The 24686-nt window shown below is 41.3% G+C and carries 21 protein-coding genes, 1 pseudogene and 1 riboswitch; of the genes and pseudogenes, 8 read left to right on the top strand and 14 right to left on the bottom strand.

What is annotated here, in order from left to right:
- Positions 1-188 precede the first annotated feature (188 nt).
- The 3 genes from L0Z67_RS13705 (at position 189) to msrA (ending at position 4960) form a co-directional block, all read left to right on the top strand.
- Positions 189-1241, top strand: coding sequence for an efflux RND transporter periplasmic adaptor subunit (locus L0Z67_RS13705; protein WP_062568830.1), 1053 nt, complete (start codon positions 189-191; stop codon positions 1239-1241).
- Between the two features lie 3 nt (positions 1242-1244).
- Complete coding sequence (locus tag L0Z67_RS13710; RefSeq protein WP_405128135.1) at positions 1245-4343, top strand: efflux RND transporter permease subunit; 3099 nt, start codon at positions 1245-1247, stop codon at positions 4341-4343.
- An 83-nt stretch (positions 4344-4426) separates the two neighbouring features.
- Positions 4427-4960, top strand: a complete 534-nt coding sequence (msrA, locus tag L0Z67_RS13715; protein ID WP_130149509.1) for a peptide-methionine (S)-S-oxide reductase MsrA — start codon at positions 4427-4429, stop codon at positions 4958-4960.
- 57 nt (positions 4961-5017) lie between these two features.
- On the opposite strand, the gene L0Z67_RS13720 is transcribed toward msrA, so the two are convergent.
- Positions 5018-6877: a TonB-dependent receptor plug domain-containing protein gene (locus L0Z67_RS13720; RefSeq protein WP_405128136.1), complete on the bottom strand. Its 1860-nt coding sequence runs from the start codon at positions 6875-6877 to the stop codon at positions 5018-5020.
- Positions 6878-6910: 33 nt separating this feature from the next.
- A riboswitch (cobalamin riboswitch) is annotated at positions 6911-7083 on the bottom strand.
- A gap of 174 nt (positions 7084-7257) precedes the next feature.
- Positions 7258-7740, bottom strand: coding sequence for a YajQ family cyclic di-GMP-binding protein (locus tag L0Z67_RS13725; protein WP_054551104.1), 483 nt, complete (start codon positions 7738-7740; stop codon positions 7258-7260).
- A 154-nt stretch (positions 7741-7894) separates the two neighbouring features.
- Here L0Z67_RS13725 and L0Z67_RS13730 point away from each other — a divergent pair, with 154 nt between their 5' ends.
- Together L0Z67_RS13730 and L0Z67_RS13735 are read left to right on the top strand one after the other, a co-directional pair.
- Positions 7895-8245, top strand: a complete 351-nt coding sequence (locus L0Z67_RS13730; protein ID WP_130149507.1) for a VanZ family protein — start codon at positions 7895-7897, stop codon at positions 8243-8245.
- Positions 8238-9143 carry a ketopantoate reductase family protein gene (locus tag L0Z67_RS13735; protein ID WP_405128137.1) on the top strand — a complete coding sequence of 302 codons (906 nt, stop codon included), beginning with the start codon at positions 8238-8240 and terminating at the stop codon, positions 9141-9143. The genes L0Z67_RS13730 and L0Z67_RS13735 overlap by 8 nt, the downstream gene beginning before the upstream one ends.
- A 123-nt stretch (positions 9144-9266) precedes the next feature.
- Here L0Z67_RS13735 and thiI read toward each other — a convergent pair whose 3' ends face one another.
- Together thiI and L0Z67_RS13745 are read right to left on the bottom strand one after the other, a co-directional pair.
- Positions 9267-10724: a tRNA uracil 4-sulfurtransferase ThiI gene (thiI, locus tag L0Z67_RS13740; protein WP_405128138.1), complete on the bottom strand. Its 1458-nt coding sequence runs from the start codon at positions 10722-10724 to the stop codon at positions 9267-9269.
- Positions 10725-10832: 108 nt separating this feature from the next.
- Complete coding sequence (locus L0Z67_RS13745) at positions 10833-11486, bottom strand: TetR/AcrR family transcriptional regulator (protein WP_062568752.1); 654 nt, start codon at positions 11484-11486, stop codon at positions 10833-10835.
- Positions 11487-11713: 227 nt separating this feature from the next.
- Between L0Z67_RS13745 and coaD the strand changes: the two genes are divergently transcribed.
- On the top strand, positions 11714-12196 hold the full coding sequence (coaD, locus tag L0Z67_RS13750) for a pantetheine-phosphate adenylyltransferase (protein ID WP_062568751.1): 483 nt from the start codon (positions 11714-11716) through the stop codon (positions 12194-12196).
- Positions 12193-13563, top strand: coding sequence for a capsule assembly Wzi family protein (locus L0Z67_RS13755; RefSeq protein ID WP_405128139.1), 1371 nt, complete (start codon positions 12193-12195; stop codon positions 13561-13563). The genes coaD and L0Z67_RS13755 overlap by 4 nt, the downstream gene beginning before the upstream one ends.
- Before the next feature lie 14 nt (positions 13564-13577).
- On the opposite strand, the gene L0Z67_RS13760 is transcribed toward L0Z67_RS13755, so the two are convergent.
- The 9 genes and pseudogenes from L0Z67_RS13760 to argC all read right to left on the bottom strand — a co-directional run bounded on the left by L0Z67_RS13760 (position 13578) and on the right by argC (position 21570).
- Positions 13578-14117: a hypothetical protein gene (locus tag L0Z67_RS13760; RefSeq protein WP_237114416.1), complete on the bottom strand. Its 540-nt coding sequence runs from the start codon at positions 14115-14117 to the stop codon at positions 13578-13580.
- An 11-nt stretch (positions 14118-14128) separates the two neighbouring features.
- Complete coding sequence (locus L0Z67_RS13765; RefSeq protein ID WP_405128140.1) at positions 14129-14674, bottom strand: hypothetical protein; 546 nt, start codon at positions 14672-14674, stop codon at positions 14129-14131.
- A 74-nt stretch (positions 14675-14748) separates the two neighbouring features.
- Positions 14749-15216, bottom strand: a complete 468-nt coding sequence (locus L0Z67_RS13770; protein WP_405128141.1) for a hypothetical protein — start codon at positions 15214-15216, stop codon at positions 14749-14751.
- A gap of 84 nt (positions 15217-15300) precedes the next feature.
- Positions 15301-15507, bottom strand: coding sequence for a hypothetical protein (locus tag L0Z67_RS13775; RefSeq protein ID WP_371354495.1), 207 nt, complete (start codon positions 15505-15507; stop codon positions 15301-15303).
- A gap of 234 nt (positions 15508-15741) precedes the next feature.
- Positions 15742-17606 (bottom strand): annotated as a pseudogene (argH, locus tag L0Z67_RS13780) (argininosuccinate lyase).
- A 52-nt stretch (positions 17607-17658) separates the two neighbouring features.
- The gene (locus L0Z67_RS13785; protein ID WP_193987777.1) at positions 17659-18861 is read right to left on the bottom strand and encodes an argininosuccinate synthase; all 1203 of its coding nucleotides are present in this window, start codon (positions 18859-18861) and stop codon (positions 17659-17661) included.
- Positions 18862-18870: 9 nt separating this feature from the next.
- On the bottom strand, positions 18871-19791 hold the full coding sequence (locus L0Z67_RS13790) for an ornithine carbamoyltransferase (RefSeq protein WP_062568743.1): 921 nt from the start codon (positions 19789-19791) through the stop codon (positions 18871-18873).
- A gap of 7 nt (positions 19792-19798) precedes the next feature.
- Positions 19799-20560 carry an acetylglutamate kinase gene (gene argB, locus L0Z67_RS13795; protein WP_405128733.1) on the bottom strand — a complete coding sequence of 254 codons (762 nt, stop codon included), beginning with the start codon at positions 20558-20560 and terminating at the stop codon, positions 19799-19801.
- Positions 20560-21570: an N-acetyl-gamma-glutamyl-phosphate reductase gene (gene argC, locus L0Z67_RS13800; protein WP_062568741.1), complete on the bottom strand. Its 1011-nt coding sequence runs from the start codon at positions 21568-21570 to the stop codon at positions 20560-20562. The genes argB and argC overlap by 1 nt, the downstream gene beginning before the upstream one ends.
- 221 nt (positions 21571-21791) lie before the next feature.
- On the opposite strand from argC, the gene argE reads away from it, so the two are divergent.
- On the top strand, positions 21792-22946 hold the full coding sequence (argE, locus tag L0Z67_RS13805) for an acetylornithine deacetylase (RefSeq protein ID WP_405128142.1): 1155 nt from the start codon (positions 21792-21794) through the stop codon (positions 22944-22946).
- Between the two features lie 36 nt (positions 22947-22982).
- Here argE and panP read toward each other — a convergent pair whose 3' ends face one another.
- Positions 22983-24611, bottom strand: a complete 1629-nt coding sequence (gene panP / locus L0Z67_RS13810; protein ID WP_130149495.1) for a pyridoxal-dependent aspartate 1-decarboxylase PanP — start codon at positions 24609-24611, stop codon at positions 22983-22985.
- Between the last annotated feature and the right edge of the window lie 75 nt (positions 24612-24686).

The following is a 24686-nucleotide window of genomic DNA, read 5'->3' on the forward strand; positions in this document are numbered from 1 at the left end:
AACATCAGGCAGTAGTTACATTTTGACTCTTTACTCATAGCAAACACTCACTTTTAGTTACATTTCAGGAACAAACTCAGCCATTTTTTTACTTTTACGCCAAATGCACAAATTTACGGGATACCTGACATACTCGACACGTACTAATTTTGTACACTACACTCAACTAATTCTCTGGTAACACAATGATGTATTCTACACAATCTGGCAAAGCGCTTTTTCCTTTTATTATTACCCTGTTATTAGGGTTATGTGTTTATTTGTACTTACCTTCAAGCCAAGGTGAACAAACTGGCTTTGGTGATACTGCAACTCAGGTCAGCGCACACACCGTTACCTCAGAAGAAAATGCGGTACTTATCGAAGCAATAGGTAGTGCTCGCGCTAACCAAGCCATTTATATTCGTAGTGCCCAAAGTGATTATGTGACTGATATCTACTTTAATGATGGCGACTTGGTCAGTAAAGGTCAAAAACTCGTACAACTTCAGTCACAAGAAGAACAACTGACCGTTAAAGAACTCAGTATTAACCTCAGAGAAGAAAAACGCCAACTAGAGCGTTTAACCGAGCTTTCACGCTCACAAGCAACAGCAAAATCATTACTTGAAGAGCAATTATCACGTGTAGATGCAACCGAAGCTCAGCTTGAAAGTGCAAAAACAAAACTTGCTGAAATGACGATTACAGCGCCATTCTCGGGATTGTTAGGTAAACGTGAGATATCTATTGGTACCTATGTAAGTAGCACCACAAATATTACCACCTTGGATGACATCAGCATTATTAAAGTTGATTTTAAAGTGCCTGAAAAATACCTAGCACAATTACAGCTTGGTATGAAAGTCATGACTCAAAACGATGCCTACCCAGAAAAAACCTTTAATGGCAAAGTGACTCATATTAGCTCACGTATTGATTCAGTAACACGCAGTGTTGAAGTAACAGCCAGCTTTGTAAATAGTAGCCGTTTACTACGCCCAGGTATGCTACTAAATACCGCCTTGCAGCTTAGTTCAAACCAAGCGCTTATGGTGCCAGAAAAAGCGGTTATTCCTCAGCAGGATAAACACTATGTTTTCCAAATTGAAGACGGCGTGGTGAACAAGGTTGAAGTACACGTTGCTGGCCGTCACAATGGCTGGGTTGCTATTGATAAGGGCCTTGAGAATGGCCAACAAGTTGTCACCGAAGGGATCATTAAAATCCGTACCGGCAGTAAAGTTAGTATCAAGGGCTAAAGCATGAAAATTACAGATACTAGCGTTAAACGTCCGGTCTTTGCGATCGTAATAAACTTATTGCTGCTTACCTTTGGTCTCGTTGCATTTTCAATGCTACCCCTGCGTGAATACCCTGATATTGAAACGCCAATTGTGAGTGTAAGCACAGAGTACACAGGGGCCAGCGCAGAGATTATCGAAACCAAAATAACCCAAGTACTCGAAAACCGTATATCGGGTATTGAAGGCATAAAAAGTATTAACTCATCAAGCCGCAATGGCCGCTCTAACATCACCATTGAGTTTAATATCAGTCGTGATATTGATGCCGCATCAAACGATGTTCGTGAGCGTGTAGCGAGAGCACTTGATAGCCTACCGGAACAAGTTCGCCCACCCGAAGTTTCAAAATCGAATAGTGATGAGAGTCCGATTGCTTGGTTCGTGCTAAACAGTACAACGATGGACTCATTACAGCTATCTGACTACGCACAGCGTTTTATTGTCGACCGTTTAGCCGTTGTTGACGGTGTTTCAAACGTTCGTGTAGGTGGTGAGCGTAAATACGCAATGAAAATTTGGCTAAACCGCAAAGCCATGGCTGCTCGAGGTATCACCAGCAGTGACATCGAAAATACCCTTCGTACAGAAAACGTAGAACTTCCGGCAGGTGAAATTGAATCAATTGACCGTGATTTTACCGTTCGTACTGCCCGTAGTTATAAAGACCAGCGTGATTTTAGAAACCTTGTAATTAAGCGTGGTGATGACGGCTACTTAGTTCGCCTTGGCGAAGTTGCAGATGTTCACTTAGAAGCGGCCGACGACGAAAGCCTATTTCGTGGTAATGGTCGAAATATGATTGGTTTGGGTATCGTAAAGCAAGCCAAAGCGAATACCTTAACTGTGGTTGATAACGCTCGCGCTGAGCTTGAAAAAATCAAACGCAACTTACCTGAAGGTACCACCATTGAAGACAGTTATGACTCGTCTGTTTTCATCAAAGAATCGATTGATGAGGTGTACCGTACCCTCGCAATTTCAATGGCACTCGTTGTCTTAGTTATTTACTTATTCCTTGGCAATATTCGCGCAACCTTAGTGCCTGCAGTAACAGTACCTGTGGCTCTTGTTGGTAGCTTTATGTTCTTACTTGCAATGGGCTACTCAATCAACTTACTTACCCTGCTCGCTTTAGTGCTAGCTATCGGCCTAGTGGTAGATGACGCCATTGTGATGCTTGAAAATATCCACCGCCGAATTGAGCTTGGCGAGCCGCCTTTACTTGCAGCATTTCGTGGTGCCCGTGAAGTAGGATTTGCTATTATTGCCACCACACTTGTGCTCATTTCTGTATTCGTGCCGTTGGTATTTATGGATGGTCGAATTGGCGCGTTATTTACCGAGTTTGCTATGGCGGTGAGTGCTGCAGTGTTCTTTTCAAGTATCACAGCACTAACACTGTCTCCCGCTTTATGCTCAAAAGTACTTAAAGCCTCAGAGAAAGAAAGTAAATTTAGCCAATGGATGGATCGCTCGTTTAGCAAAATAGAGAATGCCTATCGCAACTCATTGCAATCGAACATGAGCCGTAAATGGAGTCTATTATTTACCATGATCTTAATGGGTGTTGTCAGCTTTATGCTATTTAAGCAGGTACCATCAGAGCTCACTCCAAAAGAAGACCGCGGCACTTTCTTTATCATGATGAGCGGCCCTGAAGGCGCAAGTTATGAGAATAACGCAGCAAACATGGCCAAAATTGAAGAGCGTTTAATGCCTTACTCTGAGTCAGGAGAATTAAGCCGCGTACTTATTCGTGTGCCAGGTTGGGGCGGCCAAGGTGGTGTAGCAATCGTTGGTATGGCCGATTGGGATAAACGTAAGCGTTCAACATGGGAAGTGATGGACGAAATTAGCGGTAAAATGACCGAAGTGACAGATATTAGAGCATTTGCAATTATGCGCCGCGGTATTGGTGGCGGTGGCTCATCGCGCCCAATTGAGTTTGTGTTGCAAGGTAACGATTATGACCAACTTGCCGATTGGCGAGACCGCATCATAGAGCGTGCAGAGAAAAACCCTGGCCTTGTGCGTATTGACCATGATTATAAAGAAACGTTTCCACAGTTTTTAATCAATATAAACAAGAATAAAGCCGCAGATTTAGGCGTATCCGTTTCCGATGTAGGCCGCACTTTAGAGACCATGTTAGGGCAACGACGTGTCACAACCTTTATCGACCGTGGTGAAGAGTATGACGTAATTCTCAAAGGGACCAAGGAAGACTTTGCTAACCCAACAGATATCTCGAATATCTACTTGAAATCGCGCAGTGGTGAACTCGTTCCACTGGACAGCCTTATTACCTTAAAAGAAGAAGCAACCGCATCGCGATTAAACCGTTACAACCGTATGCGTGCAATCACGTTAAGTGCAAACTTAGCTGATGGCTACACACTAGAAGAAGCACTTAATTTCTTAAACCAAGTAGCCGCTGAAGAAAATGACATTGATGGAGCCATTGATTACAAAGGTGAATCGCAGTTGTTTTACGAAGGTGCATCAGCGATGACCTATGTGTTCATTCTTGCGCTCACAGTGACCTTCTTGGTACTTGCAGCCCAATTTGAAAGCTTTGTACATCCCTTTGTGATCATGCTAACCGTGCCACTTGGCCTAGTTGGCGCGCTCTTTGGTTTATGGTTTACAGATCTGACGTTAAATATTTACAGCCAAATAGGTATCGTGATGTTGATTGGTTTGAGCGCCAAGAACGGTATCTTAATTGTTGAATTTGCTAACCAACTACGTGACAAAGGCGTTGAATTTAACGAAGCCATTACCCAAGCGGCAACACAACGCTTACGCCCTATCATCATGACGTCACTCACCACTGTGATGAGCTCTGTCCCGCTTGTACTTGCAAGTGGCCCAGGTGCAGAGAGCCGAATGGTTATTGGTGTTGTGGTATTTACCGGTGTTATTGTAGCTACGTTACTAACATTATATGTAGTTCCCGCAGCGTACACAGCGCTTGCCCGTAATACTCAGTCACCCGAATACTTACAAGGTAAACTTGAACAGCAAGCGAAAGACAAACCGCTGGAAGACATTTAACGAGTCTTTAGCGATAATAAAACGCCGTCTTTACGGCGTTTTGTTTTTTCAGCTATAGTCAGCAAAAAGGTGAGGAAATTAAAATGGAAAACAACATACAAATAGCCACTTTTGGCGGTGGTTGCTTCTGGTGTATTGATGCCGCATTTAGACGTGTTAAGGGTGTGCTAAACGTCAGCTCTGGTTATGCTGGTGGTGACATTGAAAACCCGAGTTATCAGCAAATTTGTACTGGCTTAACCGGTCACGCCGAAGTCGTTCAACTTGATTTTGACAGCAGTATTATTAGTTACCACAGCTTACTTGAAATGTTTTTTACTTTGCACGATGCCACGCAACTAAACCGTCAAGGTAATGATGTTGGCACCCAGTATCGCAGTGTTATTTATTACCACGATGAACAACAAAAAGTGGCGGCTGAGACAATGATTGCTAACTTACAAAAGCAAATTCGCGAGCCAATAGTCACTGAAATAAGCCCACTCACTAACTTTTACCCTGCGGAGCAATACCATCAAGACTACTATACCGAAAACCCTAACCAAGGCTATTGCAGTATTCTTATTGCACCTAAACTTGAAAAATTCGCTCAGCATTACGCAGATAAACTAAAATAAAAAAAGCCCGCTAAGTAGGTAGCGAGCTTTTAGACGCAGAACTAATAATTTTCTTTATTAGAACTGATAACGGGCACCTACAAACAAGCGACGCTCAGCCGTGTTGTAGTAATAAAGCTCGTCGTTGATGAAGTCACCATCTAAGTCAGTGCCATAGGCATCAACGGCGTTGTACTGTTTATCGAACAGGTTTTCTACGCGAAGTGATAAGGTTAAATTATCAGTGGCTTGGTAGTGACCTACAAAATTCCACAGAGTATATGAAGGCAAGTGCGTGAGTTTACCATCGCGGTCTCCTCGGTACTGCATATCAATACCCGCATCAAAGTCGCCCCATGCTTTATGTAGTGACCAGTTCACGCTTTGTTTTGATACATAAGTCAGCGCTTCACCTGTTTCAATATCTTCTGCTGATAGATAAGTAAAGTTAACACTATGATCAAAACCAAATACTTGGTTTTCGAAACTAAACTCTATCCCTTCGTGGCGAGCTTCATTGATATTTGTTGGCTGCCAATTACCTGATGCATTTGGTGCCCACGCAATTTTGTTATCTATTTCATTACGGAAAATAGCAATATCCAGGCTAATGTCATTCACATTTAATGATAAGCCTAACTCTTGGTTATCAGATGTTTCAGGCAATAAATTGGGATTTCCTGGGCTTGGTTCAGGGAAATATAAATCATTAAATGTGGGCGATTTAAAGCCAGTGCTTTGGCTTACACGGAATGTTGCGATGTCGTTTAAGTGATAACCCACAGCAGCAGTATAAGTTGTTTCGTCGCCGAACTGTTGGTCATCATCTTGGCGTAGCGTTAAATTAGCAAGTACTTGTTCATCATCATAATAAGCACCAATAAATGCTGCAAACACTTCGCGGCTATCTTTTAAGTAAGTACCAGAGTTAGTATTTACTTTATCTTTATACCAATTTAAACCACCGCTTAGTGTCAGCGCTTGATTGAAAAAGTATTGACCGTTGTAATCGATTTGCTTACGTTCAGTTTCAAACTTATCGACCACAGCAGCACCTGTATAGTCGATACGTGAATCGTCTGAGCTGTCGCTTGAGATTGCAATATCAATCGCATGGCTGTGTTTTTCAAAGGCCTTTTTCCAACCTAATGAAGCTTGATAATTTTCGAATTCACCTTTTTCTACCCTGCTATCCGCAGGACTAAAAGAACTATCGTACTGCGCTTCACCTTCTGAGTACTGACCTTGTAATAAAAGCTCCCCTAGTTGCTCATTTTGATAGCCTAGGTTAAAGCCAAGGTTTTTATTTTCATAGCCATCTTCATCGGGTGCTACGCCTTGCAATACATCAAAGCCATCTGTTTTTTCATAACCAGCATTAACAGCAATATCAACACCAGCAAACTGACCACCAGTAGCCACTTGGTACTCTTGATAAGAATCAGAACCAAATGTAACATCTAAGGTCGTGTTTTGTGCTTTGCGAGTAATAATATTAATCACACCCGCTAATGCATCAGAACCATACACAGCAGCGCGAGAACCTTTAATAACCTCAACACGTTCAATACTGTTTAAAGGAATATTGCTAATGCCTTTATAGCCAAGCGTTGCAGACCCTGTGCGCACACCATCAATTAAGATAAGTGTATGACGTGTGCCTGAACCACGCAGTGAAACACCTGCGTTTTGACCAAAGCCACCATTGGCATTGATTTGAAAGCCTGCGCGGGTGGCAAGTAAACTTGGTAGGTCTCGCGCATAGCTAGCTTCAATATCAGTGCGGTTAATGACAGTTACGCTGGCCAATACATCATTAATTGATTGTTCGAATTTATTCGCCGTGACTGTAATATGCTCGATTGACTGCTCATCCGCAGACACAGAAAAAGACAACGCAGCAGCAACCGCTACGCCTAAGGTAGATTTATTTAGCATGATATCCCCTCGCCTGTGCCCACCGCACACGCAAATAGTAAGTTACTCCAAGGCCGGTCTCCGGACTTTGCGCATGCAGGGCACACACATTACCGTTGCGGGGGCAGTGTTGGCATTGTTTTCTCCATGAAAACGCACCAGCTTCCCGATTATCTTGCTGCTACTTCAACCTTTGAAGTATAGGTACCTTAGAAGGTACAGCAAGCACCTTGAAAATAGGCCGCTATTGTGATGATTTTAGGGATAAAAGTCAATGGACGGCTATACTGCTAAAGGCTTTTTTATCAACAAAAAAGCCAAACGAATAGACCGCTTGGCTTTTTAGTGAAATTTAATTCATTTTTCATGCACTAGATTATGTATATAGTGCAAACAGCGAATTAATCGCGGAAGTTCTTAAATTGAAATGGCTGACCTAAATCAGCAGTACGCACAACTTGCATCGCTTCTTGTAAATCATCACGCTTTTTACCCGTAACACGTAATTCTTCACCTTGAATGGCTGCTTGCACTTTGATTTTTGAATCTTTGATTAACTTAACGATTTTCTTCGCTACGTCTTTTTCAATACCTTGCTTAAGTGCAACATCACGCATAACGTACTTACCACTGCGCGACTCATCTTTAAGCTCAAGGCTAGATACATCTAAACCACGCTTTGAAATTTTCGCAGCGAGAATATCAAAAAGCTGCATAACTTGTTGTGGTGCTTCAGCTTTTAGCTTGATTACTTTATCACTTAATTCGATTGATGCATCAACACCACGAAAATCAAAACGCGTCTCAAGCTCACGCTTAGCGTTGTCTACTGCATTTTGCGCTTCGTTCATTTCTACTTCAGAAACAATATCAAATGAAGGCATGGGGTTCTCCTAACAAATTTTCAAAATTAATATGGCAAGGATTATAACGTCAATTTTATAAATCTTTACATATTTCTGCACGCCGTTCAGGTGCGATAATAATTATGTTTGATATACTGCGGGTTCATTTTTAAACGACTTTTAGGATTTTTTCGTGACAAGGCGCGTTTACCAAGTTCTTTTTTTAATAAGCATTATCGGCTTCACTTTCTTATTCGCCAAAGAAATTAAAGGCGTGGGTAGCCTTTTTCCGCATATAGATAAAGTCGCACATTTTGGCATTTTCTTCGTGCTCGCTATGGTAATGGATAAAGCATTTAAACTCCCTCTTGTAGTGCAAATTCTGCTACTTGCAGGCTATGGTGCTGCTATTGAATTTATGCAAGATATGCTGCCTTACCGACAAGCTTCTGTTGGTGATTTTGTTGCTGACTTTATTGGTGCTGTAAGCTACTTTGTTATAAAGCTTGGTTTTCATTTAGGTAATAAGCAGCGCAATGGCTAAGACTCTCATTGTTGGTGATGGCGCAATTGGCTTATTATTTAGCTATTTTTTATCCACGCAGCATGACATCACATTACTTACCCGAAAACCAACCCTGACCACCCGCTTCTATCAAACGAGTAATGGTAAATCACACCCTATTAAAGCTCGCCTTATTAATCATCAAGAGCTTGCTGGGTCAGCCCCCTTTGACTTGGTGGTGATCACTGTTAAAGCATTTCAGGTGCAAGCGGCTTTTAAGCAAATAACACCTTACCTTAGTAAAGAGTGCCAGATCGTTATTTCTCATAATGGCATGGGTAATGTCGATGAAATCAATGCCCAGCTGTTACCTACTCAGGGATTAGCGTTTTTAACAACGCGTTTAGCTGGGTTTAAAGTAACACCTTATAGTGTAAACCATACTGGAAATGGTGAAAGCGTGCTGGGCGCATGTAATATAGCGGCAAGTGAAAAGCTCAATGAGCTTAAACACCTATTTAGCAGCCTACCGCACTTTTCTGTAAGCGATGATATTCACTCATTGCGCTGGCAAAAACTGTTAGTGAATGTTGCTATTAACCCATTAACAGCCATTCATAACGTTAAAAATGGTCAGTTACGTGCACCGCAATTTAGTACACGCATCATTAATTTGCTCAGCGAAGCCTGCCTTGTGGCCAATAAACAAGGTATTAAAGTAAAGCTCAACGAGGCACTGGATCAGGCCTATTGTGTGATGACTGCAACCGCTGAAAACTTTTCATCTATGCAGCAAGACATTAGCCATAATAGAGAGTCTGAAATTGATGCTATCTGTGGTTATGTATGTGAGCAAGGTGCAAAGCTGGGTGTAAAAACCCCTCATAATCAAGCAATGCTCTGTTTGATAAAAACCAAATCAGCTGAGTTTTCATAAAAGTAAGCACGCTTCGAGGGAAAAAGTAAACGGCGCGCAGGCGTCAAACGTGTTTTGCGCAAAACAAGCCATTCCACTAGCCATAAAAAAAGCGCGAACGTGTCGCGCTTTTATCAGTATCCCTTATGGGCGATACACTTTTACGTTACTGTAGCCTTCTTCGTGCAGGATCAGCGCTTGCAACTGGCTCATTACCCCTTTCGCACAATATAGGTAATATTCTTTATCTTTTGGTAAGTCACCAAATTTAGTCGCTAAGCGGAAGAAAGGTAAATGCACAACATCAATACCTTCAAGCTCCAGTGGATTGGCATCTTCTTCCTCAGGTGAACGTATATCTACAACAACCGCCCCCTCAGGTAAGTCAGATACAGATTCAGTCTCTTTCACTTCTTCTTTTGCTTCGGTGTCGATATCCCGGATATCCATCACACGCGCATTTTCAACGACCGTATTTAGCACGTCGAAATCAAACTTAGCTTCTTCGGCAAGAATCGTTTTGATTTTAGCTTTAACCGTTGGCTTTTTAGAGATCACACCACAGTATTCAGGCATGCTTTCTGCCATTTCGGCGGTACCAATTTGACGCGCAATATTAATAATATCTTGCTTGTCGTGTTGGATTAACGGACGAATGATTAAAGTTTCAGTCACACGGTCAATGACACTCAAATTCGCAAGTGTTTGACTTGAAACCTGCCCAATACTTTCACCTGTTACGAGTGCTTGCACACCTAGTTTTTCTGCAACTTGACTACCGGCACGCATCATCATACGTTTTAGAACCACACCCATTTGGCTGTTTTCTACGTTTTCAAGGATTTCAGCAACAACAGGTTCAAAATCAACCGTCACGAACTTAACTTTATGAGTAGAGCTAAATTGCTTCCAGATGTAATAGCTCGCCTGCTTAACACCGATTTCGTGGGCTGCACCACCTAAGTTAAAGAACAAGAAGTGAGTACGCGCCCCCTTACGGATCATTTGATAACTGGCAACACCAGAGTCAAAACCGCCCGACATAAGCGATAATACATCTTCTTGTGTTGGCAGCGGGAAGCCCGCCATACCTAAGTGAGTTTCAGTAACTATATAGGCTTTATCATCACGCACTTCTAAACGTACTGTTACTTCAGGGTGAGATAATTTAACGCGCGCCCCTTCAACATGCTGGTTTAAACCACCACCTACGTAGCGCTCTACATCGCTCGATGTAAAGTCATGCTTACCTGAACGCTTACAACGCACGCAGAATGTTTTGCCTGCAATAGTATGGCCAATTAGCTCAAGTGCTTTTTGGTAAATATCGTCAATTGAGTCGAAGCCTGTTTCTGTTACTTCAATAAACTGTACGATACCAGGAATGCGTTTTAAGCCATCAATGATATCTAAGCGAACTTGCTCAGAGTCTAGGAGGCTTACCACTGAGATATTGTCCCAGTTATTTCTAACCTGCACTTTTTCGTCAACGCGACGTAAAACGATCTTAATGTTATTTTCTAATAACTTGGTGAAACGCTTACGAACAGACTTACTCTTAATAGCGATTTCAGGATGTAATTTGACGATAAATTTAAGCATAGTTCACTCTTAGACAGTGGGATTCACACGGCCCGAGGCATACCAACCTCAAGGGCGCGCGATTATAACAAAAATTATAGCGTCTAGGAAATAAACTGCTTTGTAGGATTATTGTTCGCTTTGCTCAGTGGCAGCAAGTGCTAAGTACTTTGCTCTTAAGTTGTTTACTTGTTCCAAATGTTGCTCTGTACAATGTGCTTTTAATAGCAATAGTACTTTTAAGATACCGTTATAGATATCTTCTCTGGCAAGCTCGCCGCTCAAGCGACGGGCTTTAATGTAAGGTGTCCAAAAGCTCACTGTCATTTTAAGCATATGGGCAAGCTCTGTTACATCGGCGTCATCAATAGTAATAATACCACCTGAACGTAATGCAAATAACACCTCTTTTACCTGCTCTAACAGCGCAGCTTGAAACTCGATATAGTCTTTTTTTAATACTTCATCACGGGATAAAATATCACCCAAATTATCGTAAAAAAATTGAAATCGCCACATCAGTTCAAACAAAGAGTCTAAATACCCTGCTAAGTTTTCAAGCGCATTATCTTCTGGTTTTAATGGCTTAAAGTGCGTATGGAGATGTTCACTGTATAAAGCAAAAATGTGACGAATAATGTCTTCTTTATTTTTAAAGTGATAATACAGATTGCCAGGGCTAATACCCATGTGTGCAGCAATGTGGTTAGTCGTAATAGCACGCTCTCCATGGAGATTAAATAGCTCAATGCTGGTATGTATGATTTTATCCTTTGTGCTCATATGCTGCTTACTCTATTTTTATATTTATTACGATCTGAAGTTCATTTTCAGCCAAGCAGTATAAACAAATGCGTGGCAATAAAATACTACCTTGAAAAATTCTAACTTCAATCGGCTTAGTACCTTATATAAAACCAAAAAATCTAATAGGATGCTCTTACTTCAAAGCTGCATACGAGTGAAAACACTGTTACTATAGCAAGCAAATTTTTAACTAGCTGATAGATATGAACGTTACTGCAATCTACCCAGGTACCTTTGACCCGCTAACGAATGGGCACACAGACCTCATCCATCGAGCAGCTAAAATGTTCGACAAAGTCATTGTGGCTATTGCTCATAATCCAAGTAAACAACCCTGTTTTACACTAGAAGAACGTGTAGAGTTAGCAAATACAATTTTAGCCCACCTTAAAAATGTAAGCGTGATCGGCTTTTCTGGTTTATTAGCTGACCTTGCCCGTGAGCATAAGGCTGAAGTACTCATTCGTGGTATTCGTGCTGTATCTGACTTCGACTATGAGTTTCAGCTAGCAAATATGAACCGACGCCTAAACCCTGATTTAGAAAGTGTGTTTTTAACACCCGCTGAAAAAAACTCGTTTATTTCCTCGACGCTCGTTAAAGAAGTTGCCCGTCATCATGGTGATGTGAGCGAATTTGTTAACCCTATTGTCGCCACCGCATTACAGGAAAAAATACACGGATGAAACTAAAAAAGTTCATTAGCTTAAGTGCTTTACTAATGATCTCTGCACCAAGCTTTGCTGAGCCATGGATAGAAAGTGATGACCCTTTGTTAAGGGCTTCTATAGAGATGCTATTTAATCAAGGAATTATAAAACAACCTATCAATAGTTACCCGCTTATGTGGCAAGGTATTGCAGGTGATTTAGCAGCTATCGACCCTAATAATTTACAGGAACGTAGTTTTTTCGCGTATCAGCACGTTAAGCACGCTCTCAATAACGCCAAACGAAAAAACAGTTCTGGGGTGCGCTTCAATTACAATAGTGAACCCGAGACACAACAGGGCTTTACGACACGCGATCAGCAAAAAAGTGGTATTAACAGCTATGGTTCAATAACCGGTAAGCGAGTAAGTGCCAAAGTAAGTGTGAACTATGCTGACGAGTCACTCGACGGAAAATACACAAATTATCATGGTAGTTATCTAGCCGTGTTAATGGGTAACTGGTCAATCAGTGCAGAGCAAGTAAGTCATTGGTGGGGCCCGAGTAACGACAACGCCTTGTTACTATCGAATAACGCAGCTCCGATGAAAGGCCTGCGCTTTTCCCGTGCAAACAGTCAATATGTTGGCCCTAGTTGGTTATCATTTATTGGTAATTGGCAGTTAACTGGTATTTACGCTAAACAAAAACCATTTTTAAATAGCAGTGAAGAAGGCGATTATTGGGCTTTAAGGTTTGCAAGTACACCATTAAAAGGGCTTGAAATTGCAGTAAATACGGCAAGTTCTGATTATCTTACTGATGAATATATCGATTCAGTTACACTCGAAAGCCAAACATCGACCCATCGCCTAACAAGTATTGATGTTAAATACTCAACATCCATAGCACAGCAACCTGTTGCATTTTATGCTGATGTAATGGGGCGTAATGAAAGTGGCCTTGCACCAAGTGATCCTTTTTATACTGTGGGTATTGAAAGCTACTTTGGTTCAAATGACAGTTTACTGAAAACCTATTTTGAATACTCAAATACAGAGCAACAATGCAGCCTTACAGCTGATTGTGTATACGGCTCGGGTAGCTACACACAAAAACAAAGACTTATTGGCAGCTCTGTGCCTAAGCAAAGTAAATCGGCTGTGTTAGGTGCTTATTACCATACTCTAGATGGTTATGGAGGTCATGCAAAGCTACGTTGGATTGACAGTGAAGCGGAAGAAACACCTGCAGATATGACGCAATTACAATTAGAACTTGGTTATCAACAATCTTTATTTAGTGGTCTTTGGAAAGTAACCGGACTTGTATCAAGGGGTGAAATAGGCAATGACTCTGACACAAATACTGGCTTAAGAACAAGCTGGGAATTTCGTTTTTAAACCGCTATCACGGGTCAAGTAAGCTTTGCTTGACCCCGACCCCATCTATACAACTTTACAAGTCCTAGAAAGTCTTTGTTACATAGCAGCGCAATTATCATCATTATATCCATCGTATTAACTGTCACGGTGTACACATCCCAAAACCACCAATGACCAGTAAAGTGGGCATAGTTGGTGTCGTAATACATTGCCAGAAACAATAAAATATTCACCGAGAGCCCTGTAAAAATATATAACTTTGCAGGGACCTCATTTAGGTTTTTTTTACGGGTAACAAACCAAATGAAAGACAACATAATTAAGTCTGACGCAGCCCAAATTAAATATGCAAGTGTCGTATTGAGGATGTTGTAGCCTAAAGTAACGTTAAGGAGTGGATCACTTACCATATAAGATAAAAACATTGCCAATGCTATCCACATCACTGTTTTATCTCCACCCCCTACCGATGAAGACTTTTTTACCATGTTGTACAAAAAGGCCATCAAAAAGCCCCACATGATAAAAGTGGCAAGATACACACCTAAGTATTCTTGGAGATATTCAAGCATACAATAAACCTCTAGCAGGCTTTAGCTTTAATATGACTAACAAGTGCTCCAAGCTTTAAAAAATCTTTGTTAGTTAGTAATGCTACTAACATCATAATGTCCATTACGTTAACAGTAACAGTGTAGAGATCCCATAACCACCACCGTTCTTCATTTCCGTTAACACTAACATCAATATAAAGGCATAAAAATAAAAAGCTATTTGTTAATAATCCTACCGTAACATATAGCTTTGCTGGAAAATCACTAATTGAGCTATTTCTAGTGATTAACCAAATTATTGCTAGACAGGCTAAATCTAGACAAAACCACAACATAAATACAGAGGCATACCGTAAAGATTCAATTTCAAATGCCATTGTAATTAAAGGATCAGTGAGCAAATATGATAAAAATATTGTCAGAGAGATCCACATTAATGTTTTATCTCTGCATACTATTGATGACTTGCTTACCATGTTAAATAAAAAAGTCATCAAAAAGCCCCACATAATAAAAGTTGCTAAGTATGAACCAAATGTTTGCTGAAAATTTAATATTAAATTACTAAAGTTCATAAGTTAAATTGACTACAACCATTATTATTAATTTTGGAGGAACTTGAAGATAAGCTTTATCTGTACTAGGTATTTTATCGGTAGCTAAGCTTATTTTTCTTTGTCTTTTTAGAAAAATATTTTCTGCACTTACCAATAAACAAGAAGTCTTTATTGGTAATCAAGGCAACAATCATTAGGAAATCAACAACATTCACACCAATTGAATAAAATGTCCAAAACCACCAGACTTCCCTATTCCAGAGAACAATTAGATCAATGTGTATCAATCCATAGAGGACACTATTTATAACTAAACCAGCATAAATATATTTTGCAGCTACAGATGTGTGTTTTAAGAAGTAATGTGAAAAGAGAATAAGTATGAGTGTGACTACATCGTAAATAAACCACTCTATATACAAGTTAGTGTTGGAGTTTTCTAGGTTAATAAAGTGGTTACTACTAAAATAAGATACAGCCATAAAAAAGGAAGTAACTACTAATGATTTATTTCGGTTAAGCTCGCTTACATAAAAAAACAAATTAAGTAAGAACGCCATTAGCATTCCTAAAACTATAATTGTGTCGAAATGTAAACCGAGCGAGCTTAAATCAAAATACATCTAACTTACTATTTCCAAAATTTATGTCTCTTTCTTATCAGGGAAAACAAGACCACCACCACCACGTTGTAGTTCATTGCTGCCAGATAAAGACAGTGCTTGACTAGATAGAGTTACTGTATCAGATTGTAAGGTTTTATTACTAGTAGTTTGTTCTAATGCAGGCTTAGTTTGCTGCATTTGGTTATAAGCTTGCATCTGCAGCTGACTATTATTTGAAATTTGCATGATTTAAATCCTTTAAGTTTAAATTGTAGTTAACGTGTGACGAATCACAAACGTACTCAGCGCTCTCGTTTTATTGACGCTTTTTGTACATTTTTGCAGCATTTTTGCTACATATCAAACTAAGCAACTAACGATCCAACTTTTCGCTTAAACAGATCTTTTTGATCAACTCAGCAAATTTCAGGCATAAAAAAACGCACAGGGGTAACCGTACGTTTTTACTATCCAGGGAAATTAAGCTACGTTTTTACACGGGATCACCGCATTCTCACGAGGCCTTAAAATAAATTCCATTGCGACTTCATCGCAATTGTCTTTGCGAAGGCAAAGCTCACAATCTTTCATGACTTTTTCCGGTAAGCTATCTTTGCTGCAATAGCTGAAGCCTTGTTTTTTAAAAAAATCAGGCACACGCGTTAATACAATGACACGGCTAAGCGCCAACTTTTTGGCTTTAACTAATAAGTGCTCAACTAATTGTTTGCCTTGGCCTTTGATACTCATCTTTGGATCAATCCCTAAAGATCGGATCTCTGCAAGTCCTGTATCGTAAATATACAATGAGGCGCAGCCAGCAACCTGGTCTGCAACCTCCGTGACTACAAATTCATTAATTGAATGAATCATGTCACTTTTAGCGCGAGGTAGGTTTTCCCCATTCATTGCCCAGTATTGAATTAGCTGAGCAATGCTCTCAACGTCATTTAAATTTGCATCGCGTACTTTTATTTGCCGTTTTTTTTTGCATATTCAATTGCATTAGAGACTTGCTCAACAGAGGTACCACCTAATGCCTGACGTGCTTTTATACATGCGTCTATTTCTAATACAGGATAGACATCTGACTCGAAAATGCTATGTACAGATTTAAATTGTTCTAAACTTAAATCTTCTAAGTTATTCCCTTTAGAAATAGCCATTTGCACTAAGGTACCAACAATGTGGTGCCCTTCTCTAAAGGGGATGCCTTTAGCCACTAAATAGTCAGCAAGCTCAGTCGCATTTGAGTGACCGCCTTTTGCAGCAGCAAGGGTTTTATCTGCATTAACTTTAATACCTTTGATGCACGCTTGCGCCATATGAATACACGCAAGCCACGTTGGCATCGCATCAAATAAGCCTTCTTTGTCCTCTTGCATATCTTTATTATAAGCAAGCGGCAGTGCTTTAAGTGTCATCATCATGGCGCTAAATGCACCAAATACACGGCCCGTTTTACCACGGATTAACTCAAGTGCATCTGGGTTTTTCTTTTGCGGCATTAATGATGAGCCTGATGTTACCCCATCAGACAGCTCTATAAAGCCCGCTTCGCCTGAGTTATAAAAAATCAGGTCTTCGGCCATACGCGATAAATGAATCATTGAAATTGACGCGCAGCTTAATAGCTCAACCACAAAGTCACGGTCAGATACAGCATCTAAACTGTTACGTGTTGCTGCGGTAAAACCTAACCCTTCGGCAAGAGTTTGCCTATCTATTGGGTACGCCGTACCCGCTAAAGCACCGCTACCGAGTGGACAATAATTCATACGATTTTTGGCATCGGTTAAACGGCTTTCATCACGCTCAAGCATTTCAACATAGGCCATACACCAATGGCTAAATAATACAGGTTGTGCACGCTGTAAGTGTGTGTAACCCGGTAGAATAGTGCCTAACTCACGCTCAGCTAAGGCAATAAACTCACCTTTAAGCTCTGCAATGGCTTCAAGAATATGCTCGGCAGTATCACGACACCATAAACGGAAATCTGTCGCTACTTGGTCATTACGACTACGACCCGTATGAAGCTTTTTAGCAAGATCGCCCACTTTATCAATCAGTGCTGACTCAACATAAGAATGAATGTCTTCATGCCCTGCTCCAGCCACTGCTTGTGGGTTTGCTTTAACTTCATCTAACAGCTTATTCAGTGCTGCAACGAGGTCATCATATTCTTGCTGATTTAACACATTAACTTGCTTAAGCGCTCCCGCCCAAGCAACCGAACCAATAATGTCTTGCTCTGCAAGTTGATAATCAAAAGGAAGTGAATCGTTAAATTGCTTAAACGCTTCATCTGGCCCCGTAGAAAAACGTCCGCCCCATAATGCCATTGAACTGCCTCCAAACTCGGCGATTGCCCCGCTTTGCAAGGCAATAATTAAATTACTTTTTCGTTAGTGCTGAGATTCTGCTAGATAGCGAGAATAAACGAATGAAGCCTTCTGCATGTGATTGGTCATATACATCATCTTCGCCGAAGGTTGCGAAATCTTCACTGTATAAGCTATTCGGTGATTTTTTCTGTACCGCAGTGACTTGACCTTTATAAAGCTTAAGCACCACTTCACCGGTTGCGAGTTTAGACAGAGATTCAGCCCCAGCTAGAATCGAATCTTTCAATGGTGTAAACCAACGACCGTCGTAGACAAGGTGTGAAAACTCACCACCCAGTACTTCTTTCCATTTACGGCTTGATTTATCGAGCACGAGTTCATCAACCGCTTGTAATGCGGCCATGATCACTGTGCCCCCTGGTGTTTCATAACAGCCACGCGACTTCATACCGACTAAACGGTTTTCGACGATATCAACACGACCCACACCGTGTGGCGCAGCAATGTCATTTAATTTAACTAAACAGTCATAAGGTTTAAGCGTCTCACCATTTACCGCAACCACTTCACCTTCGACAACATTTAATGTCACATATTCAGGTTCGTTTGGTGCTTGCTCTGGCGAGTTAGTCCAAGTCCATACTTGCTCACTTGGTTGGCACCATGGATCTTCAAGCTCACCACCTTCGTGTGAAATATGCCACGCATTAGCATCACGGCTATAAATTTTTGTAGCAGACGCTGAACACGGAATATCACGCTCAGCCAAGTAATCAAGTAGTGATTCACGGCTCGATAAATCCCACTCACGCCATGGTGCGATTACTTTAAGATCTGGCGCAAGGGCTGCGAAACATGACTCAAAACGCACCTGATCGTTACCTTTACCTGTACAACCATGTGAAAGCGCATCAGCACCTACTTTACGGGCAATCTCTACTTGGGCTTTTGCAATGATTGGGCGCGCCATAGACGTACCGAGTAAATAAGTACCTTCGTAAATAGAACCCGTTTTTAAGGTTGGGTAAATATAGTCACTGACCATTTCGTCTTTTAAGTCAACCACATAACATTCAGATGCGCCTGAAGCGATTGCTTTTTCTTCTACGCCTTCTAGCTCTTCAGCGCCTTGACCTACATCAGCAACAAATGCGATAACTTCACAGCCGTAGTTTTCTTTTAACCATGGCACGATTGCCGATGTATCTAGACCACCAGAATAGGCTAATACGACTTTTTTGATTGAACTCATTGGTGTTCCTTAAACAAAATTTGGATTTAATAATGTGACAAGCAGTGCGTTTTGCGCGTGCATACGGTTCTCTGCTTGTTGAATAATTTTTGATGCTGGGCCATCCATTACCTCAGAGGTAATTTCAAACTCACGATGAGCCGGCTGGCAATGCAACACAGTTTGCGCACCAGTTTGCTCAAGTAGTGCTTGATTTAACTGGTACGGCATATATTTAGCTTTCACCTGCTCAAGCGGTGTTTTATCGCCCATCGATACCCACGTATCAGCATAGACTGCATTTGCACCCACTGCCGCTTCAATTCTGTCGCTAACCATGACAGACGCTCCATTCATCGCTGCAATTTGCTCTGCTTGCTTAAGAATTTGCGAATCTGGCGAGCTTCCTTTCGGGCACACAGCGACAAAATCAGTCCCTAAAGTAGCAGCTAATAGCATTAGAGAGTGTGTGACGTTGTTACCTTCACCTAAGTATGCAAGCTTTAGTTTACTGACATCACCATGCACTTCTTGTAGCGTTAAAAAGTCAGCGAGTGCTTGGCATGGGTGGTATAAATCGCACAGACTATTTACCACAGGGACTGACGAAAACTCAGCAAGGGTGGTTAATGTTTTATGTGCAAATACGCGAGCAACAATGCCATCAGCCCAAGTTGAAATATTTAAAGCAAAATCTTTTACTGACTCACGCGCACCCATTGCGCCATTTTGTGAATCTAAATAAACAGCATGACCACCCAATTTATTAATACCAATATCAAATGATAAACGGGTACGTAAGCTTGGTTTTTCGAATAAGGTAACCACTGACTTGCCCGCTAAAGCTTGGCTAAAATCGACTGGGTTTGCTTTAATTTTTTGCGCTAAATCGAGTAGTTTAAGCGCGCCTTTTTGGTCTAACTCAAGACCAGATAAAAAGTGAGTAAACATGTAATACCTATGGTGTAATTTTCGTTCCTACGTGCTCGCCTTGTAATAAGGCGACTAAGTTTTCTGGCTTTAGCCAGCTTGAGATATACACACCACGTCGTAAATGTTGGGCAGCAAGAAGGCTGGTCTTAACTTTGACCTCCATCCCGCCCTGAATAACTCCTTCAAGAATTAATGCATCTATTTGCTGCGTATTAAGTTGATGTAGCGGTTGTTTGTTTGCATCAAGCACCGCTTCTACATCAGTCATAAAAATAAGTTCTGCATCAAGTTCTTTTGCAATCGCTGCTGCTGCTTCATCGGCATTAACGTTGTACCAAAGCCCATCTTCGCCAAAGCCAATAGAGCTCACTAAGGGTAAGCGGCCTTGCGCAATTAAACTTGGTAAAACACTGTCGGTGCCATCAGCGCATTGTCCAACTTGCCCAAGTGCTTTTAATTTTTGCTTAACCACAACGCCCGCTTCATAGAGGCTCATCCCCACAGGCTTATGCCCTGAAACAATTGCTTGACTCATTAGCTGTTTATTCGCACAGCCAGCCAGTGCCCCAACAATATAAGGCATTTGTTCTTTTGGACTGATACGTAAACCTTGGTGCTTCGCACTGGCAAACCCTGCGTCTTTAAGCCACGCATCAACTAATGCACCACCACCATGAACAATCACAAAGTTGGCCTGTTGCTGTGCTACAAGGACGTCAAATAAAGCTTTTGCGGCATCAGCTGTATTTAATACTGCACCGCCTATTTTAATTACCCATGTTTTCATCATAACGCTCCTACTAACCCGGTATGATGAGGAAGTCCCATCGCTAAATTAATACATTGCAATGCTTGCCCTGCGGCCCCTTTTAATAAGTTATCAATGGCCGACATAACAATCAGTTGCTCACCTTTTTGTTGCCATGCAATATCAACAAATGGTTGTTTAGCCACGCCTTTGATGCTTGGAATTTTATTGCCGAGTAAACGAATTAACGGCTCATTCGCTAGCACTTGATATGCCGCGCTCACTTGCTCTGCTGTCACACCTGGTTTTAATTGCACATAAATAGTTTCTAAAATTCCGCGAGGAAAATTACCTAAATGTGGGGTAAATAACACAGGGTGACCAAGGTACTGCTCAATCTCAGGTGTGTGTCTGTGGTTAAACAAGCCATAAGGAGCAAGTGACACTTCGCAAAAGTGCGTATTCACACTGGCCTTCCTACCCGCACCGGTTACGCCAGAGACAGCATTAACAATGATGGTTTGCTCAGCTAATAAACCCGCTTCTTTAAGTGGCTTTAAAGAATTAAGTGCCGCTGTTGGGTAACACCCTGCTACAGCAACAAGGTTTGCTTTACTAATCGCATCGCTATTCCATTCAGCCAAACCATAAGCCGCTTGCTCTAAAAGCTCAGGATGTTCATGCGCGAAACCATAATAAGTTAGGTAATCCTCATTCCCAGCTAAACGGAAGCCGCCCGATAAATCGAAAACTTTTTTGCCCATGGCTAAAAATTGTGGCGCAAGATCAACACTCACTTTGTGATCAGTACATAGACACACATAATCAGCAGTGTTATTTATTTCCTGAAAAGCCTCAGCTGTTAGCGGTTGCAGCGGGTACGCTAACAAGCCTAAGTGCTCGGGGTATAAATCGCTTAATAATTTATCTTTATCTAAGCTCCCTTCAGACACATAACACGCTTGTAGAGTCAGTTTTGGATGCTTTGCAACTAAACTTGCTAGCTCTGCGCCGCTATAACCACTTGCGCCAATAATCACTACTTTCATTGCTTACTTTTACCTATTAAATCTATTTATCGATACGCCTAAAATTACTCGCCTAATTGCGAATAAAAACACTGTCTAAAGTAATGAAATCAGGTTATCGTCGTTTTGTGTTCATAGTGCCGTTTTAAAATATATTTATGCTTAAAAAGTGAATTGATATTCATCATAAATACTTTTATATTGTTATGCAATTAGATTGAATAATTATTTTTGGATTTTTTATGTCATTCCCCTCTTTTTTATCTATGTATCAGCAGCTAATTGCTGCCCCCTCAATCAGTTCGATTGAAGACTCTCTGTGCATGAGCAATAAAGAGGTGATCACCTTGCTCGCTACTTGGTGCGAAAGCCTTGGTTTCACATGTGAAATAACAGAGCTCGAAAACGGTAAAGGCCGTTATAACTTATTAGCGAAACGTGGTGAGGGTGATGGCGGTTTAATGCTTGCAGGTCATACCGACACGGTACCTTTTGATGATAGCCGCTGGAACTATAACCCTTTTCAACTCAGTGAGCATGACAACAAACTTTATGGCTTAGGCAGTATTGATATGAAAGGATTTTTTGCCTTTGTATTGCAAGCAATCAGTGAACTCGATGAATCCAAGCAAACAGAGCCATTACTAATTCTTGCCACCGCTGATGAAGAAACCACAATGGCAGGGGCGCAACAAATTTGTCGTCATCCTAATTTAAAACCAGCACGCTGTATTATAGGTGAACCAACAGATATGACCCCAGTGTTCACTCACAAAGGCCACATGAGCACTGCGATTCGTGTGATTGGTCGCTCAGGCCATAGTTCAGATCCAGAACGTGGTTTAAACGCCATTGAAGTGATGCATAAAATGATTGCAAAATTGTTAATCATTAAAGAAGAATTAAAGAATAAATATTCAATTGAACATTTTCAAATCCCGTACCCAACTTTAAACCTTGGCCATATTCATGGTGGCGATAACGCAAACCGTATTTGCGGCTGCTGTGAAATGCACATTGATATGCGACCTTTACCAGGTTTAAGTGTGCAAGAACTGCAAGCAATTTTGCTAACTGCTGCTGAAGAGATTAATGCACACTACCCTAATGCGGTGAGTGTTATTGACTTACACGAGCCTATTCCAGCATTTAGTGGCAATACAGATACTGCGCTTGTTAAACTTGCCGAACAAGTATCAGGCCAGCCTGCCGTTGCTGTAAATTACTGCACTGAAGCACCGTTTATTCAACAGCTTGGCTGTGAAACAATTGTCATGGGGCCTGGTTCAATAAATCAAGCCCACCAGCCCGATGAGTTTTTAGCGATGGAAAAAGTCAAACCTTCACAAGAAATCATCAGCAAAATGATTAAAGCAAGTTGCTTTCGTAATGAGTAAAAAGGGAGCTTGATGCTCCCTTTTCTAATTCACTCACTAATCCATATATTTACTTAAGTACTTTTTAAAGACAGGGTCGGTTTTCGCTAGGGCTTTTTGCTCTGCTAAAATATCTTTGAGAATTGTTTTAGAGGTTAATGGATTAGCCAATACAACCCTAAACACAACCGTTGGTTGATGGTCATATTTTGCAGGTGTTAAACGTGTACGCGATACAAAAGAGCGTCCTGCTTCACGCTGACGCTTTTGCATACTTGCGGTAAAACGATTCAACGAAGCGTAAATATCTAACTTCGTTTCTTCGTCAGCATCTTTAAGCTTAGCTTGGATTTCTTTTGGTACGTAGCGATAGGTTAATAGGCAAAGCTCAGGCTCTGAGATTAATTCAAAATCTTCATCCTGCTTAATCATGTCGGCGAAAGTACGAGCTTTCACGATACTACGGTCAATCAACATTTCGTAGCCTTTACGGCCAATAACACGTAAGCAAGCATGCACTAACATTGCCATACCTGGGCGACTGCCCTCTAAAGTATGACTGCCTAAATCTTTAGAGCCTTTACGAAGAATATATTCCGCATGATGCTCTATTGCATCTGTGGCAGCAGGGTCTTTAAATAACACAAGGCCTGCGCCCATTGGCACATACATTTGCTTATGGGCATCAATGGTGATTGAATCAGCGCGTTCGATGCCACTTAATAAATGACGGTAATTTTTAGATAATAAAGTTGCCCCGCCCCATGCTGCATCAACGTGAAAGTGACAGCCAAGCTCTTCGCTTAAATCGGCCATTTCGTTAAGTGGGTCTATACTGCCGGTTTCAGTCGTTCCAGCTACCCCAACTAGCGCCATAACTTTAATGCCAGATGCTTCAAGTTCATGGGCTTTTTCACGCATGGCTTGAACATCAACCTTGTTGTTTTCACCTGTTTTAATAGCAACAATGTTATCGCGTCCGATGCCAAGTAAATCAACCGTTTTACCAAGCGAATAGTGGCCTCGCTCTGAAACGAGTACAGCAAGTCCTTTATAGCCATAGTGCAGCATGCCAGCAATTAAACCTTGTGCTGCAATGCCTTTATAGTCACCATCGGCTTTTAATAAACGGTTGCGAGCAATCCATAAGGCGGTAATGTTGGCAACGGTTCCCCCAGAACAAAATGCCCCTAGCGATGTTTTTGCACTATGCATCCACTTGTTATAAAACGCATCCTCTTCACCATAGGCTAAATGGTGCATCATCCCTAAAACTTGTCGTTCTAGTGGCGTAAATGCTTTTGACGTTTCTATCTTTACTAGGTTTTGGTTTAGACCCACCATCAATTTTGATAGCGGTAACACAAAATGTGGCAAAGCGGATGTCATGTGGCCAATAAAGCTTGGCGCAGCTGTGTGAACTGAGTGTGCAACTAACTGCTCCATAATGTCTTGCGCGTAGTCAGAGACAAAAGTGGGCTCTTCTGGGATATTTGCCGACTGAAAATCTTTTTCAATCTCATGCAATGGCTTTTCAATTGCCGCAATATTCTCATTTAAGAATCCTGCAAGATTGCTTGAAATCTCTGATTCTATTCTACTCAAGGTTGAGTCCGGTGCTTCAGGCACCGTAAAAATACGAATCAAACTTTCTTTAGAGGCGACGGCACAACGCTTTTGATCCATCTTAATACCCATTATAAGCAGCTAAAATGCACCTAATGCTGAAACAATAAGGTTTGAATTTAGCGGCACTGTTGC

The organism is Pseudoalteromonas sp. PB2-1, from assembly GCF_045040605.1.
Lineage (GTDB): Bacteria > Pseudomonadota > Gammaproteobacteria > Enterobacterales > Alteromonadaceae > Pseudoalteromonas > Pseudoalteromonas arabiensis.